This is a genomic window from Helicobacter pametensis ATCC 51478 (genome assembly GCF_000518225.1).
In the GTDB taxonomy this organism is placed as follows: Bacteria; Campylobacterota; Campylobacteria; order Campylobacterales; family Helicobacteraceae; genus Helicobacter_G; species Helicobacter_G pametensis.
The window spans coordinates 120,538-134,605 of record NZ_JADE01000007.1; the positions used below are offsets into that span (position 1 = coordinate 120,538).

Here is a 14,068-nt window from a genome sequence, read left to right on the forward strand (position 1 = left end):
GTTAGTAACCAGCTTCACTAAGGCTTTTATAAATAGAACATGCCTTGTTGTCTCCTAGGTCACAAGCCTTACCGAAGAGCTCTTTTGTCAGTTTTTTATCTTCTTGGATTCCGCCTTGTTTATTGTAATACATTACTCCCGCCGAATAACATCCAAGCGCCAAATCCTGATCGCAGGACATAAGATAATATTCAAGTGTTTTCTGTAAATCATATCGGATTCCCTTACCTTCTCGATAGAGACCTGCAAGAGCAGCACAAGATTGAGGGATTCCATTTTGACAAGCCATCACATAATATTTATAGGCTTTTCTATAGTCTTGCTTGACAGCCAATCCATTTTCAAACATTCCTCCAATGCTATGACACATAAATGCATCTCCTGCATCACATGCCTCAGAATAGATACTCAATGCCTTTTGATAATCCCCAAAATAATAGGCTTTAAACCCCTCGTAGGGATCTATACCTTTGCATCCTCCCAAAAAGATCAGAATACCCACAAAGAAGGTTATACGATAAAACATATTCTTGAGCCTTTATATATTTTGATTTGAAAGACTTGGATTAAGCCAGTGGGGAATAATACTAAATCTCCATCGCTATTTTTGATAATTTGCGTATAATCACAGCTTTTATAAAAATTTTAGAAAAGGATAAGACTATGCTAGAAGGACAAATTAGAGAGAGTATTTCAAAATCCAATGCTAAGGCATTGAAGAAGGATGGTTATCTAATTGCCAATATTTATGGAAAAGGTCAAGAAAATATTCACTGCGCATTTAAGCGCAACGACTTTATCCGCGCTGTGAAGGCCAAAACAACATTGATTTTTCCCATCAAGGTGAATGAAAGAGAGATTGATGTTGTGATTCAGGAGTATCAAAAAGATCCTGTGACCAATGATCTTTTGCATGTTGATTTGATGATGGCTCAAAAGGGTGTTGTTTCTAAGTATAAGATTCCCGTCAAGACTCATGGAAGCGCCAAGGGGTTGAAAAATAAGGGAGTTTTGATGATTTCTAAAAAGCGCATTAGCGTGCAGGCTGCCCCTGAGAATCTTCCTAATTTTTATGATCTTGATGTGACAGAGCTTGATGTGGGAGATGCGATTTTGGTGAGAGACCTTCCAGAGCATGATGGTGTGAAAATTATCGAGAAAGATTCTGTAGCTGTTGTGGGAGTGATCAAAGCAAAATAATGCAGAAATTACTTATTGCTGGATTGGGGAATCCTGGTCCGCAATATCACTACAATCGCCACAATATCGGTTTCCTTGTGCTTGATGCTTTGGCAAGCAAGCTTGATCTTTCTTTCAAAGAAAGCAAATCTCTCAAATCTCTTGTTGCTTCATCACCATCACTTATTTTGTGCAAGCCTTTGACTTTTATGAATCTATCTGGAGAAGCAATTTTGCGTTGCAAGGACTATTACAAGATCGAAACTCTCTTAGTTGTTCATGATGAACTTGAGATTGGGATTGGAGCTTTGCGTTTTAAGAGAGGGGGAGGGCATGGAGGACATAATGGTCTAAAATCAATCGATCAGCATTGTGGCAATAATTATATTCGTGCGCGATGTGGGATTGGACGACCAAGAGAGGGGGGTGATGTCGCCAAATATGTTTTATCAGATTTTGATGCGAATCCTAAAGATTTGATAGAGCAATGCACTCAAGCCTTGCTTGATTTTATCAATCATCAAAATCTACAAATGATGCAAAATGCCTTTACGCTCAAGGGAGAGAAATGAGAGCTTTTTTCTTTATTGGAAAAAACTATTTAAAGTATGTTTTGATATTACTTGTTGGGCTTGAGTTTTTTTTCGTCAGCGCAGATTCGATGAAATATGCCGATCACTTTCCTGATTCGGCAAACTTGGTGATTTTGTTTTTTGTTTATGATGCGATGTATGCGCTTAACTACACATTGCCGCTCTCGCTTGTATTGGGTGGGATTTTGTTTTATATCACTTTTTTGAAATCCGCACAATTTTCTGCCATGCTTGCCCTAGGTTATTCTAAGAGGAAGATTATTGCACCTGTTTTGTTTATTAGCTTGCTTATGACAATCGGGTATATCGGACTCAATGCTACACCATTTGTTTATGCACAAGAAAAAGCAGAAGCAATTGTCGATCAAAATGCCTTGCAAAATGCACGAGAAGATATTTTTGTGAAATACAATAATGACTATGTGTATTTTCAGAAAGTCTATCCTTTGCTCAATAAGGCAGAAAATATCAAGGTTTTTGAGCTTGATGGAGAAGAATTGAAATCCTTTGTGGATGCTAAAACGGCTTTTTTTGATGGAGATTATTGGATTTTACACGATGTAAATGTTGTCAAGATCAAAGATGAATTTATTAAGAATCAAAACTTTTTGGAAACATCGCATATCGCTCGCTTAAAGATTCTCAAAAATTTTCGTCCAAAGGTGCTGGATACTTTTTCCAAAGACAAGCCAACTGTATCGATTGTGGATGCGATTGTGTCTGCCAAGATTCTTATCTCACAAAAGATTGATTTTGAAAAGGTGCGTGCTATCTTGTATAGTTTTATTGTTATCCCATTTTTTGTGCCTCTTACTTTGATCATCGTGGCTTATTTTGTGCCACCTCTTGCACGCTATGCCAATATCCCTCTGATGAGTTTTGGATTTGTGATTCTCTCTTTGATATTGTGGGGGATTTTCTTTTCTGTTTCCAAGCTTAGTGTCAGTGGGATCATTTATCCAGAATTTGGGATTCTTATCCCTATGGGAATCTTGACTATTTTTGCTCTATACGCCCTAGTGCGCATCAATCAAGCATAAGGAAATTGAAATGGATAGCAACAAAATTGTGCAAAGCTTTTGGTATAGCAAGGATGAAGGATGTAATTATTTGAGTTCTATTGAGCTTTTGTGTATCGCCTCATATCTTGCCCATGGGCATGAATTTCATTTATACACTTATACTCCCAATGATGCTTCGATGCACTTCTTGCAAGAACAACTAAAGGAATGCAAAAATTATGAAAATTTTGTTTTGAAAAATGCTTGTGAAATCTTGCCTAAAAGCGAAATTTTTTTTGATGATCGAGGGAGTGTGGGGATCGCTGCTTTTAGTGATTATTTTAGATTTCAACTGCTTTATCAGAAGGGTGGATGGTGGGTGGATATGGATACTATCTGTTTGCGTCCATTGGATTTTGAGAATCCCTATGTTTTTGCAACTGAACGCAAGGGAGAGGGTATTGAGGATGGAGCAGCAACATGTATGATCAAAGCCCCTAAGGAGTCTGAATTTTTGGCAATTTTGCTTAAAAAGGCACAGACTATTCTTCAAAAAGAATTTGGAACAGTTTTTAAGCTTAAACAATTTTCGACAAATACCATGATTGGAATTTTGCTTAATCGCTTGATAAAAAAGATTCCAAATTATATTGCGAGATTAATTAGAGAAGATGAGTATTATCCAAGGCGTGTGCATTGGGGTGTCATCGGACCAGCTTTTTTGGAGGAAATGCTTCAGGAGCATTCTCAGTATAAGCGCTATCTATCTCCCCCAAGTCATTTTTGCGAGATTAATTATTATGAAGCTAAAGATTTTATTGAGAAGTTAGATTTTCCTCAAGGAAAAGAAATGTATGTTATGCATGTGTGGAATGCAATGTGGGAGGCTCATCGTCTGCCCAAAGATGTGCGTTATGCCAAAGATAGCTTGATTGAACAATTGCGTCAACAATATGTTCCTCGTAGTATTTTGGAGCAACTTCCCTCATTTGAAGAAATATTCTCTCTCAGTCCCCCCCCCCCAGAGAATGGAAGCTTAGCTCTTGAGCAAGATTCCCTCCCGCTTAGACTAGCAAGGAGAATCTATCGTACGATCAAAAAGTTTTTAATGCATATGTGAATGATTCTTGGTGGGTTGGATAGCAGTATTATCTACCCCGCCTTGTTGAGCGACTTTATCAAGGAATGCAAGAAGCTTCTGTGCACTTTGAAGATATTCTTGAGCACTTTTGCTTGTGGGATCAAAAAAAGTAATAGGTTTGCCTTGATCTCCTCCTTCACGCACTTTTGGTTCTAGAGGGATTTGAGCTAGAACTTGTGTTTGATATTCATCTGCAAGTGCTTGGGTTGTACCCTTGCCAAAGATATCATATTCTTCGCCACATCCAGGACAGATGAAGCCACTCATATTTTCAATGATTCCTGCAACTGGGATATGAAGTTTTTTGAACATATCCAAACTTCTCGCACTATCATCAAGACTCACACTTTGCGGAGTGCTTACTGTGATGCCTGCACTGACTGGGACACTTTGAGCAAGTGTGAGCTGTGCATCTCCTGTCCCTGGAGGCATATCAATGACAAGGATATCTAGCTCGCTCCAAAGCACATCTGTGAGAAGCTGCTCGATGGCACGCATGATCATTGGACCTCTCCAGATCAAGCTTTGCCCCTCTTCATAAAGCACACCCATGCTAATCATCTCAACTCCAAATGCTTTGAGAGGATAAAGCTTTTTGACCCGATCATCGACTTGGGGTTTGTTTTGATTTAGACCCAGCATTCTTGGAATATTTGGACCATAAATATCTGCATCAAGGAGTCCTACTTTTTTGCCACTTTGAGCGAGGGCGATAGCTAGATTGACGCTTGTTGTTGATTTGCCCACCCCACCTTTTCCTGAGCTAATCATGACAAAATGCTTGATTTGAGGTGCGATATTTTTCTTGGTAGGTTTTTGTTCTTGGATTTGAGGTGTTTTGATTTGGATTTGGATATTTTCACATCCTATTTGTTCCAAAGCTTTCAGAGATTCATCATAAATTTGCTTAGATACATCTTGAGAGCTGGATGGAACCTCAATCAGAATCGTTGGACTCTTTCCTTCAAGCAAAACACTTTTGACGAAATTAAAGCTTACGATGTCTTTGTCGAAATTTGGGTATTTGATCGCTTTGAGAGCTTCTAGTATGCTTTCTTTTGTCATCTATTTCTCCTTATGAATATTGAAATGGTTTTGCATATCCAATCGCTTGAGATTTATCTTGATAATTTTGTAGAATTTACTCAATATTTTTCGCTCGGATAACAAGAATGGACTATATAGCACAATTTAAAAAAGAAGTTACTTTAATTCTATTGAGTGCCGGTGATTCTGTGCGTTTTTCTCAAGACAAACTCCCCAAAAAGCAATGGCTTCGGATCGGGAATCTGCCTCTGTGGCGGTATCTTGTCGATGTGTTTAGGGGATTTGGATTTGATCAGATTTTTGTGATGGTTTCAAGAGATGAGTATTTTTATGCTCAAAATTTTTATGAAAATGTCTTTGAGGGGGGGCAAAGTAGGACACAATCTATCCTCAATGCCCTCAAACTTGTGCAAACAGAATATGTGATGTTTCATGATGTTGCGCGTTTTCATCCCCAAAATGATGTGATTCAAGCTTTGCTTGAGAAGGGATATAGGCATCGTGATTTGGCATGTATTGCTCCAAGGATGAGAGTTGCTGATACACTTTATTGTGAGGATGGTTCATATCCCAAAAGGGAAGATTATTGGATGATTCAGACTCCTCAACTCTCCAAAGCATCTTTGTTGCATCAAGCAATGAGTAGGGGAGAGTTTAGTGATGAGAGCAGTGCAATGAGTGCTTTTGGGAAGTCTGTGGCATATGTGGAGGGATCATCACTTTTGCATAAGCTCACTTATTCTTCAGATTTATTTTTTGTTGCTCAGACCTTGCCCTTAGCCTCTGATGAGACATTTGTAGGTGGAGGTGTGGATATCCATGGATTTGAAGAGGGGAAGCAGATGGTGCTTTGTGGTGTTGAGATTGAGGATCCTAGGGGGTTTGAAGCTCATAGTGATGGAGATGTAGGGATTCACTCTGTGATTGATGCTTGTTTGGGGGCAATTGGGGGAGGTGATATTGGTGAGTGGTTTCCAGATCATGATATGCAATATCATCAAGCTGATTCTAAGATCCTGCTTCAAAAGATTGGAAAATTTATCAATGATGTGGGCTATGAGGTGATCAATCTAGACTTAACAATCCTTGCCCAATCTCCCAAGATTTCTCCCTACAAGCAGCAAATGCGCGAAAAGCTAGCATCACTTTTAAAGATTGCTCTCCATCAAGTCAATATCAAGGCGACCACAGGCGAGGGGATTGGTTTTGTGGGGAGAGAAGAGGGAGTGTGTGTGCTTAGCCATGTTAGCTTGCGTTTTAAGAGGTGGAATGAAAAATGAATGTGTTAATCGTAGAAAATGAAATTTATCTAGCTCAAAGCATCGCGACCAAATTAGAATCTCTTGGTTATCCCTGTCAAATCGTCTCAACAATTCATGAAGCGATGCAAAAACCCAAAAGCGATGTCGTGCTTCTATCTGCCAATGCTGGGGGCTCATTGTGTGAGATGTTTATCCGCCAAAATCCGCAAGCTATCGTGATTATGATGATTGCCTATGTGAGTGAAGATACTGTGACCAAACCCATCAAGGCAGGCGCGAAAGACTACATTATGAAGCCATTTATGCTTGATGAGTTGCTGCGCAAAATCGAACATCAGCTTGAATGCCAACGCCTCAAAAAACAAATTGTCTTTTATGAGGAGTATTTTTCATTCTTAGAAAGCGAGGTACAAGTCCTCTCATCAGCACGATATTATCCTCCCTTTGTGATTCGTTGCAATGCTCAAAAAATTGCTGATGTTTATGCCATCAAAATTGCCAAAGAAAAGAAGATGACCTTGAAGTTTGCAACACTCAAGCTTTATGATTGGCGTGATGTTTTGGAGAGAGCGAGTAGGGATACTGTGATGTATGTGACGCATCTTGAGAGTTTGCGAAAGGCAGATTTTAGAGATTTTTTACATGAAATGAGTGACAAAAATATCATCGCCTCCGTTGTTGCTTCTGATCAGATTGATTTTCCACAGGTGGTGGATGTAGTGTGTCAGTCAGGCTCTTTGGATTTTGAGGGAAATATCCTGTCTGTGCGAGAATATGAAAAGTGCATTATCCAAAAATTTGAAAATCACTACTCAGATGTAGAGCTTGCCAAGAAAATGGGAATCAGTCGCAAGAACTTATGGGAGAAGAGAAAGAGATATGGACTTGAGAAGCGAAAAGAAACAGATCTACATTGATAAAGAAGCCTTAGCGGTTTTGGAGATGTTGCAGGAGGGAATCCTCTCTCCTGTATTGTCTCTTATGGATAAAGATCAGGGTGAGGAGGTGATGAAAAGTGGGATGTTTGAGGGAGTCTCCTTTCCTTCACCTTTGATTTTTTCACCAAATGGCAAAAAGAATCTTGAAGTAATCACTCATCTTCAAAAGGGAGAGGAAGTTCAGCTGTGCCTTGGGTCAAAAAGGGTGGGAAGACTTTGGGTGGAGAATATTTTCAAAATCGATAGAGAGGAGCGTATCAGGAGGATTGTTGGTGGGGATCTTGGGCATCAAGATTGCGCTAGAGTATCTCAGCGAGTGGGGGAGTATGGGATTAGCGGATCTTTTAGTGTAGAGGGTAGTGGAATCATTCCACAAAACAAAAGGCGTATTTTGGAGAAAATCAAAGAACTTGATGCCAAGAGAGTTTGTGGAGTGATGCTCAATGTCAATCCAATCCACATGGTACATGAGAAGATTTTGCAAGAAGCACTTTTGAAGCATGATTTGCTTGTGGTGTTTGTTCCTCATCATAATGAGTGGTTTTTGCCATTTTCATTGCGCTTCAAAAGCCTTGAATATGTCATCAATCATTTTTTGCCCTCCCATAAGATTGTGATTGCTCCCCTTGAATATACATACTTGCTCTCAGGCTCTAATCGTATGATTTTAAATGCTTTAATTTGCAAAAACTATGGATGCACTGATTTTATTGCAAGTCTTGGAAGTTCGGATTTGAGTACATTTGTAGAAGGAGATCGCACATGCACGATCATTGATAGCATCCAAGGAGTTGATCTCTCAATCCAATTGATGAGTGAATATGTGTATTGCAAGATGTGCAACACTATCAAAAGCACAAAAATTTGCCCACATGGCAAGCATCAGCATATCTCTTATGACTCCAAAAATTTTTTTGAGATGCTTAAGCTTGGCTTGATGCCACCAGAGATATTTATGCGCAAGGAAGTTTCTGCAATGATACTTACTTATCTTTTCCCCAATCAAGCAAGACGCCTCAATAAACTTTACTCAGATTTGATTACTCATGAGGGTATTGTGCATGATGAAGAAGAAAATTTTTATGAAGCACTCTCAAGGCTCTATCATGTCAAATAAATTGCGTTTATGCTTTCTGACGCTCTTTTTTAGTGGAAAAAGTCCGAAGGCTTCTGGGACCGTGGGGAGTTTTGTGGCTTTGTTATTGGCATTGCCTATTCTGTATTTTTCCAACAATACTTTGTTTTTGTGTGCGATTTTGATTGGAGCTATTGCGATTAAGCAGATTGATATATTTGAGGCAAATGGAGGAGAGCACGATGATAAAAGTATCGTGATTGATGAGCTTGTGGGGCTATGGATTGCACTCTCATTTGTTCCTTTCTCTTGGGTGGGTATCATTGCTGCTTTTGTGTTTTTTCGGATTTTTGATATTTGGAAACCTTCCTTAGTGGGATATTTTGATTCTAAAGTTCAAGGAGGATGGGGCGTTGTTGGAGATGATGCGATTGCTGGGATCTTGGCTGGATTATTGAGTGCTGGACTTGTGAGGTTTTCTGGGATTATTTGGGGCTAATCCCCCCCCCCTTTTTTTTTGCGAGGATGGGGGGTTAGGTTATTTGACGACGATTGTTTTGATTCCATTTTGGCTATAGACAAGGACGCGTTTGGTTTTTCCTCTAAATTGCTGAAGGGCTTTTTTGTAGCTTGCTAGATTTTTGATTGTGATGTTTTCAATCTGTCCGATGATATCTCCTGCCCTTAGTCCTGATTCATAGGCTTTGCTATCTTCATCGATTCGTGTGACAAGCACCCCATCGATATCTCTTGGGATTTGATTGCGTTGTCGCATTTGAGGAGAAATTTCTTGCACACTGACACCTTCCAATCCTTGAGCTCCATTTACACCTTTCTTGCTGCCTTGCATACTTCCCTTAGTGTCTTTACTCTCAGCAAGAGTGAGGGTGATGGTTTTTTCTTGCTTATCGCGCATATAAGTGAGTGTGATTTTTTCATTGGGAGGCATTGTGCCGATAAGATTCCTGAGTTCTGCGGAATTTTTGATTGGTTTTCCATTGATCTTTGTGATGAGATCCCAGACCATCAATCCTGCTTTTTTGGCAGGTGAATCTGCTTCTAGACTAATGATCACAGCTCCTTCGTTGTTGCCATATGTATCTCTCAAATCAGAACTAATGTCTTGAATCCCAACGCCAAGATAACCGCGTCTAATCGCACCTTGCTCGATTAATTGCTTAGCGATGCGTTTGACCATATCTGAAGGAATGGCAAATCCGATCCCCTGATTGCCCCCACTTTTGGAAATGATTGCTGTATTGATTCCAATCAAGGCACCACGACTGTCTACAAGCGCCCCTCCAGAGTTTCCAGGATTGATGGAAGCATCAGTTTGGATGAAATTTTCATAATCATTGATTCCGATCCCGCTTTTGTTGAGAGCTGAGACAATCCCTTGAGTGATCGTTTCTCCAACACCAAATGGATTTCCAATAGCAAAGACAAGATCTCCGATCTTGACCAAAGAGCTATCAGCAAATTTGATGAATGGGAGATTAGTCTGCTCAATTTTAATGACTGCAAGATCAGTTCTAGCATCAGTTCCTATGACCTTGGCTTGATATTCTTTGTTGTTTCCAGGGAGAGAGACCATCACCTTGTCAGCTCCGTCGATGACATGATTATTGGTGATGATATAGCCATCACTTGAAATGATGACTCCACTCCCTAGAGATCTCTCAATTTTTTCTCTAGGAATTTGGTTGTAGAGATCTCCAAAGAATTGCTGAAAGAATGGATCGTTGAACATCGGGTGCATGCCCATTTGATTTTTGATTTTTTTTTGAGTTGAGATATTGACTACGACCTTAGAGGCTTCTTCGATGGAAGAATTAAATGAGTAGATCTTATTTTGACCGATATCAGGTGCGACGCGCTCTTGAATTTTTGGCATCTCCTGAACATCAAAGCCAAACAACAAACTCATGCTTAGTGCAGCAGATACTAGTATTTTTCTATTCATAGTGAAAGCTCCTTTGATTTTGTTTTGACATAAGATTAGTCATAATATGCAAATGTTTTGAGAATGAAAAACTAACCATACATAAACAAATTCTAGATAAGACCAACAAGTGTTTTGGCTTTTTTGTATGTCTGATCCGCGATAGATTGGGCTTTTTCTTTGCCTTGATTTAAAACCTCTAGTAGGTATTTTTCATCTGATCTAATTTTTGTATATTCTCTTTGAATTGGTTCAAGGGTTTCAACCACTACTTCAGTAATTCTTCTTTTAAGAAGTCCATATCCTTGATCTCTGAATTCTTCCTCGATCTCATCGCGTGTTTTTTTGCTAAAGATTTCATAGATGCAAAGAAGATTATAGACACCCTTGCGCTCAGGATCAAACACGATTGAGGTTTGAGAATCTGTTGTTGCTTTTTTGAATTTTTTCTCAATCTCTTCTGGTGAGTCAAGCAGAAAGATCGCATGATTTTGAGCCTTGCTTGATTTGCTCATTTTGCTTGTGGGATCATCAAGTCCCATGATTCTGGCTCCAAGTTTGGTGATGAGGGGTTCTGGGATCTTGAAACACTCTCCAAAATCACGATTAAATCTCTGTGCGACATTGCGTGCAAGTTCAAGATGCTGTTTTTGATCTTCTCCCACAGGCACAAGATCAGTTTGATAAAGCAAAATATCACTTGCCATCAATGCTGGATAATCAAACAATCCGACATTGATATTTTTGGGATTTTTTTGAGCCTTGTCTTTGAATTGTGTCATGCGCTCCATTTCGCCCATAGGGATATTGCAATTGAGGATCCAAGCAAGCGCAGGATGGGCATCAATCTCGCTTTGGATAAAGAGACTAGATTGAGCAGGATCAATTCCGCAAGCAAGAAGGAGAGCAGCCATATCATAAGTATGCTGCTTGAGGATTTGGGGATCTTGCTTTGTTGTGATGGCATGTGAATTGACGACACAAAAGATGTTTTCATAATGCTCTTGGAGTTCCACCCAATTTTTGATTGCACCAAGATAGTTCCCAATAGTGACTTTACCAGTGGGCTGGATGCCTGAAAACACTCTTTGTTTCATAAATGATTCCTTTATTTTTTTGATTTACCGACAAAAAGAAGGCTTTGGTAGTTTAAATCTCCCTGATATTTTAGGATTTTTTTGGCTTGGTGATAACTCAAAACTCCTCCACCCATGATTCCCGTCCCTCTTAGATGCGCAATTAGACTTGGATTGTCTTGAAAGCTAAGTGTGATTTCTAGGGTTTTTATCTCACCATCAAAGAAGTGTTCTAAAGATTTTAAAATCCTAGCAGGATCGGGGAGGGGTGATGTGGAATCTAAAAAGTGATGAAATGTTTTGAGTGTTTCTGAAGTCATGATGCTTAGAGCGATCTTGGAAGAATATTGTGCGATGAGATGGAGTGTATGCTCAAGATCTGGTGACCACTGCAATGCTGAGCTAGAGATAATGAGATCTGCATACTTGATAAGCTTGAGCGTGGTGTCAAAGTCTGAGTTTAAAAGTGTGGTGTGATGTTGAACACTGGGATCTGGATCAAAGGAATCAAGCATAGCCTGAGAAAGATCGCACCCAATATATTCTTGAAATCCAATCTTGTGACTGTGTATTTGGCGCAAGACTTCACCACTTCCACATCCAAGATCCAAAATTGTCCCAAAATAAGTGCCCCACTCTTTTGCAGCTGCTGATACAAGAGATCGAGCGAAAAAAGTCTGAGCCTCGCAAAAAGATGAGTAAGACTTGGCATGAGAATCGAAAGAAAAAAGACGCAAATTCGACCCTAATTTAAGTGAGATTTTATCGATTATTATAATCTAAAGTTTTGGTAGAATCGCGGGTTTAAACCCTGATTATTAAGGATTTCTGAGATGATTTCAGCTTTGTTTATTTTGCAAATTATTTTGACAATTCTGATTGTGATCGTCGTCCTTCTTCAAAAAAGTTCTGGAGGTGGGCTTGTCAATTATGGTGGGAGTAATGAAAGTGTTTTTGGCGCTAAAGGTGCAGCTGGATTTTTAGCCAAGCTCACACTTTTTTTTGGAGGATTGTTTTTGATCAACACAATTGCCTTGAGTTATTTTTATGCCAAGCAAACGCAAAAAAGCTTGATGGATTCTCTGCCACAGACATTGCAAACGCAAGAAGCTCCATCAGCACCTTTGCCACCTTCTGTGCAAGTAGATCAATCAACAAATAAAAAAGAGGAGAAATAAATGCTAAGCAAGATTTATGAGCAAACACAAAATTCCATGAATAAGACGATCGAGTCGCTTAGAAGGGATTTTGGAACCTTGCGAAGTGGGAAAGTATCAATCACGATTTTAGACAATATTCGCGTTGATTATTATGGGACTCCTACACCACTCAATCAAATTGGATCAGTGATCGCTACAGATGCGACAACGATTGTGATCAATCCTTGGGAGAAGACTTTGATCAAAGAAGTTGAAAAGGCGATCCAAGAGGCAAATATCGGAGTGAATCCCAATAGCGATGGAGAGAGTGTGAAGCTTTTCTTTCCACCGATGACACAAGAGCAGCGCAAAGAGGTAGCCAAAGAAGCTAAAGCTATGGGTGAGAAAGCTAAGGTTGGTGTGCGCAATGTGCGTCAAGAGAGCAACAATGCCATCAAAAAACTTGAAAAAGACAAAGAAATCACTGAAGATATGAGCAAAAAAGGACAAGATGAGATTCAGAAATTTACAGATGAATTTGTCAAAAAAATTGATGAGATGGTTAAGCACAAAGAAGAAGAGGTTATGAAAGTTTAAAGGAGTTGATGCATGAATATTCGAGATTGTTATTTGAGAGCTGATGCATTGCTTGAGGGGCATTTTTTGCTAAGTAGCGGCAATCATTCTCCATACTATCTCCAATCTGCAAAAGTTTTGGAAAATCCAAAAGTTGCTCAAGAACTTGCAGAGGCTTTGGCACAACAAATCAGAGAATATGGACTAAAAGTTGATTGTGTGTGCTCTCCAGCATTGGGTGGGATTTTGGCAGGGTATGAGCTTGCTAGGGCCTTGGGTGTGAGATTTATTTTTACTGAGCGTGTTGAGGGCGTGATGACTTTGCGTCGTGGTTTTGAGGTTTCTTGCCAAGAGAGGATTTTGATCTGTGAGGATATTATCACGACTGGGGGATCAGCCTTAGAATCTGCTCGATGCGTTGAGAGTTTGGGGGCTGAGATTGTGGGATTTGCTGGATTGGCTAACCGCGGATTTTGCAAGCGTGTTGGTTCTACTCTTGAAGCCAAATCTGAAGGCAAACTTCCTTCCCATCTTCCTTTATTTGCCCTAGAAGATTTTGTTTTTGAAATTTATGATCCGACCTCTTGTCCTCTTTGTCAAGAAGGTAAGCTTCCAGCGATTAAGCCAGGAAGTCGTGGGAACTAAGAAGAAGCAGGGGGGTGATAAAGGTAGCCCTAAGATTTCTTGTGCCTCATTTTTCGAGCGTTTTAAGGCTCTTGTGATTGATGTTTTTATGATCTATACCCCGATTTTGTATGTGATGACCTATGGAATCCTTGGGAGCAAAGAAGCATTTCAAGCCAATCAATGGGCAATTTTTGCTTGCATCTTGCTTTATGGAATCATCGATTCGCTATTTTGTTGTATCGGTGGGCAAACTCCAGGGATGAGGGCTCAGGAATTGAAGTTATATGCACAAACTGGACAAAGACCCAATTTTTTCCTTACTTTATTGCGTTTTTTTATTTGGCTTTTGAGCTTGGCATTGTTGTTTGGCTTTGTTTTTCCTTTTTTGAGAAAAGATCGCAAGACTTTTCATGATCTTGTGTGTCAGACAGAAGTGAGATCTTAACCCACCCCCCTTTTTTAAAGCGTAGAG

General features: G+C 39.7%; 17 protein-coding genes. 12 read left to right on the forward strand and 5 right to left on the reverse strand.

Annotated features, from left to right (window positions below; genetic code table 11):
• Position 1 precedes the first annotated feature (1 nt).
• Positions 2–526: a tetratricopeptide repeat protein gene (locus T391_RS07600; protein ID WP_051420524.1), complete on the reverse strand. Its 525-nt coding sequence runs from the start codon at positions 524–526 to the stop codon at positions 2–4.
• 137 nt (positions 527–663) lie between these two features.
• Between T391_RS07600 and T391_RS0101725 the strand changes: the two genes are divergently transcribed.
• From T391_RS0101725 to T391_RS08355, 4 genes are read left to right on the forward strand one after another with little or no spacing between them, the layout of a single operon-like run.
• Positions 664–1,200, forward strand: a complete 537-nt coding sequence (locus T391_RS0101725; RefSeq protein WP_027326892.1) for a 50S ribosomal protein L25/general stress protein Ctc — start codon at positions 664–666, stop codon at positions 1,198–1,200.
• Complete coding sequence (gene pth / locus T391_RS0101730; RefSeq protein WP_034583401.1) at positions 1,200–1,751, forward strand: aminoacyl-tRNA hydrolase; 552 nt, start codon at positions 1,200–1,202, stop codon at positions 1,749–1,751. The genes T391_RS0101725 and pth overlap by 1 nt, the downstream gene beginning before the upstream one ends.
• Positions 1,748–2,812 (forward strand): LptF/LptG family permease, encoded by a 1,065-nt coding sequence (locus T391_RS0101735; RefSeq protein ID WP_027326894.1) that lies wholly within the window; start codon positions 1,748–1,750, stop codon positions 2,810–2,812. Before pth ends, T391_RS0101735 begins: the two co-directional genes overlap by 4 nt.
• Positions 2,813–2,822: 10 nt before the next feature.
• Complete coding sequence (locus tag T391_RS08355; protein WP_051420525.1) at positions 2,823–3,893, forward strand: glycosyltransferase; 1,071 nt, start codon at positions 2,823–2,825, stop codon at positions 3,891–3,893.
• Here T391_RS08355 and T391_RS0101745 read toward each other — a convergent pair.
• Complete coding sequence (locus tag T391_RS0101745) at positions 3,879–4,979, reverse strand: Mrp/NBP35 family ATP-binding protein (protein WP_027326895.1); 1,101 nt, start codon at positions 4,977–4,979, stop codon at positions 3,879–3,881. The two genes, T391_RS08355 and T391_RS0101745, sit on opposite strands and share 15 nt — an antisense overlap.
• 107 nt (positions 4,980–5,086) lie before the next feature.
• On the opposite strand from T391_RS0101745, the gene T391_RS0101750 reads away from it, so the two are divergent.
• The 4 genes from T391_RS0101750 to T391_RS0101765 are packed head-to-tail and all read left to right on the forward strand — an operon-like array spanning position 5,087 to position 8,735.
• Positions 5,087–6,241, forward strand: a complete 1,155-nt coding sequence (locus tag T391_RS0101750) for a bifunctional 2-C-methyl-D-erythritol 4-phosphate cytidylyltransferase/2-C-methyl-D-erythritol 2,4-cyclodiphosphate synthase (RefSeq protein WP_034583403.1) — start codon at positions 5,087–5,089, stop codon at positions 6,239–6,241.
• Positions 6,238–7,140: a response regulator gene (locus T391_RS0101755; protein WP_027326897.1), complete on the forward strand. Its 903-nt coding sequence runs from the start codon at positions 6,238–6,240 to the stop codon at positions 7,138–7,140. Before T391_RS0101750 ends, T391_RS0101755 begins: the two co-directional genes overlap by 4 nt.
• Entirely contained in the window at positions 7,103–8,278 is a 1,176-nt protein-coding gene (locus tag T391_RS0101760; RefSeq protein WP_034583406.1) for a hypothetical protein, read from the forward strand. Before T391_RS0101755 ends, T391_RS0101760 begins: the two co-directional genes overlap by 38 nt.
• Entirely contained in the window at positions 8,268–8,735 is a 468-nt protein-coding gene (locus T391_RS0101765; protein ID WP_027326899.1) for a phosphatidylglycerophosphatase A family protein, read from the forward strand. The genes T391_RS0101760 and T391_RS0101765 overlap by 11 nt, the downstream gene beginning before the upstream one ends.
• A 39-nt stretch (positions 8,736–8,774) precedes the next feature.
• On the opposite strand, the gene T391_RS0101770 is transcribed toward T391_RS0101765, so the two are convergent.
• The 3 genes from T391_RS0101770 to T391_RS0101780 all read right to left on the reverse strand — a co-directional run bounded on the left by T391_RS0101770 (position 8,775) and on the right by T391_RS0101780 (position 11,991).
• Positions 8,775–10,199, reverse strand: a complete 1,425-nt coding sequence (locus T391_RS0101770; protein WP_027326900.1) for a Do family serine endopeptidase — start codon at positions 10,197–10,199, stop codon at positions 8,775–8,777.
• Positions 10,200–10,291: 92 nt separating this feature from the next.
• The gene (trpS, locus tag T391_RS0101775; RefSeq protein WP_034583409.1) at positions 10,292–11,275 is read right to left on the reverse strand and encodes a tryptophan--tRNA ligase; all 984 of its coding nucleotides are present in this window, start codon (positions 11,273–11,275) and stop codon (positions 10,292–10,294) included.
• 11 nt (positions 11,276–11,286) lie between these two features.
• The gene (locus T391_RS0101780) at positions 11,287–11,991 is read right to left on the reverse strand and encodes a methyltransferase (protein ID WP_027326902.1); all 705 of its coding nucleotides are present in this window, start codon (positions 11,989–11,991) and stop codon (positions 11,287–11,289) included.
• Positions 11,992–12,087: 96 nt separating this feature from the next.
• Between T391_RS0101780 and secG the strand changes: the two genes are divergently transcribed.
• Genes secG through T391_RS07610 form a run of 4 tightly spaced genes read left to right on the forward strand, consistent with a single transcriptional unit; the run spans position 12,088 to position 14,041 of the window.
• On the forward strand, positions 12,088–12,432 hold the full coding sequence (gene secG, locus T391_RS0101785; RefSeq protein WP_027326903.1) for a preprotein translocase subunit SecG: 345 nt from the start codon (positions 12,088–12,090) through the stop codon (positions 12,430–12,432).
• Positions 12,433–12,990: a ribosome recycling factor gene (frr, locus tag T391_RS0101790; RefSeq protein ID WP_027326904.1), complete on the forward strand. Its 558-nt coding sequence runs from the start codon at positions 12,433–12,435 to the stop codon at positions 12,988–12,990.
• A gap of 12 nt (positions 12,991–13,002) precedes the next feature.
• Positions 13,003–13,614, forward strand: a complete 612-nt coding sequence (pyrE, locus tag T391_RS0101795; RefSeq protein WP_027326905.1) for an orotate phosphoribosyltransferase — start codon at positions 13,003–13,005, stop codon at positions 13,612–13,614.
• Positions 13,604–14,041 (forward strand): RDD family protein, encoded by a 438-nt coding sequence (locus T391_RS07610; RefSeq protein ID WP_034583413.1) that lies wholly within the window; start codon positions 13,604–13,606, stop codon positions 14,039–14,041. The genes pyrE and T391_RS07610 overlap by 11 nt, the downstream gene beginning before the upstream one ends.
• Positions 14,042–14,068 lie beyond the last annotated feature (27 nt).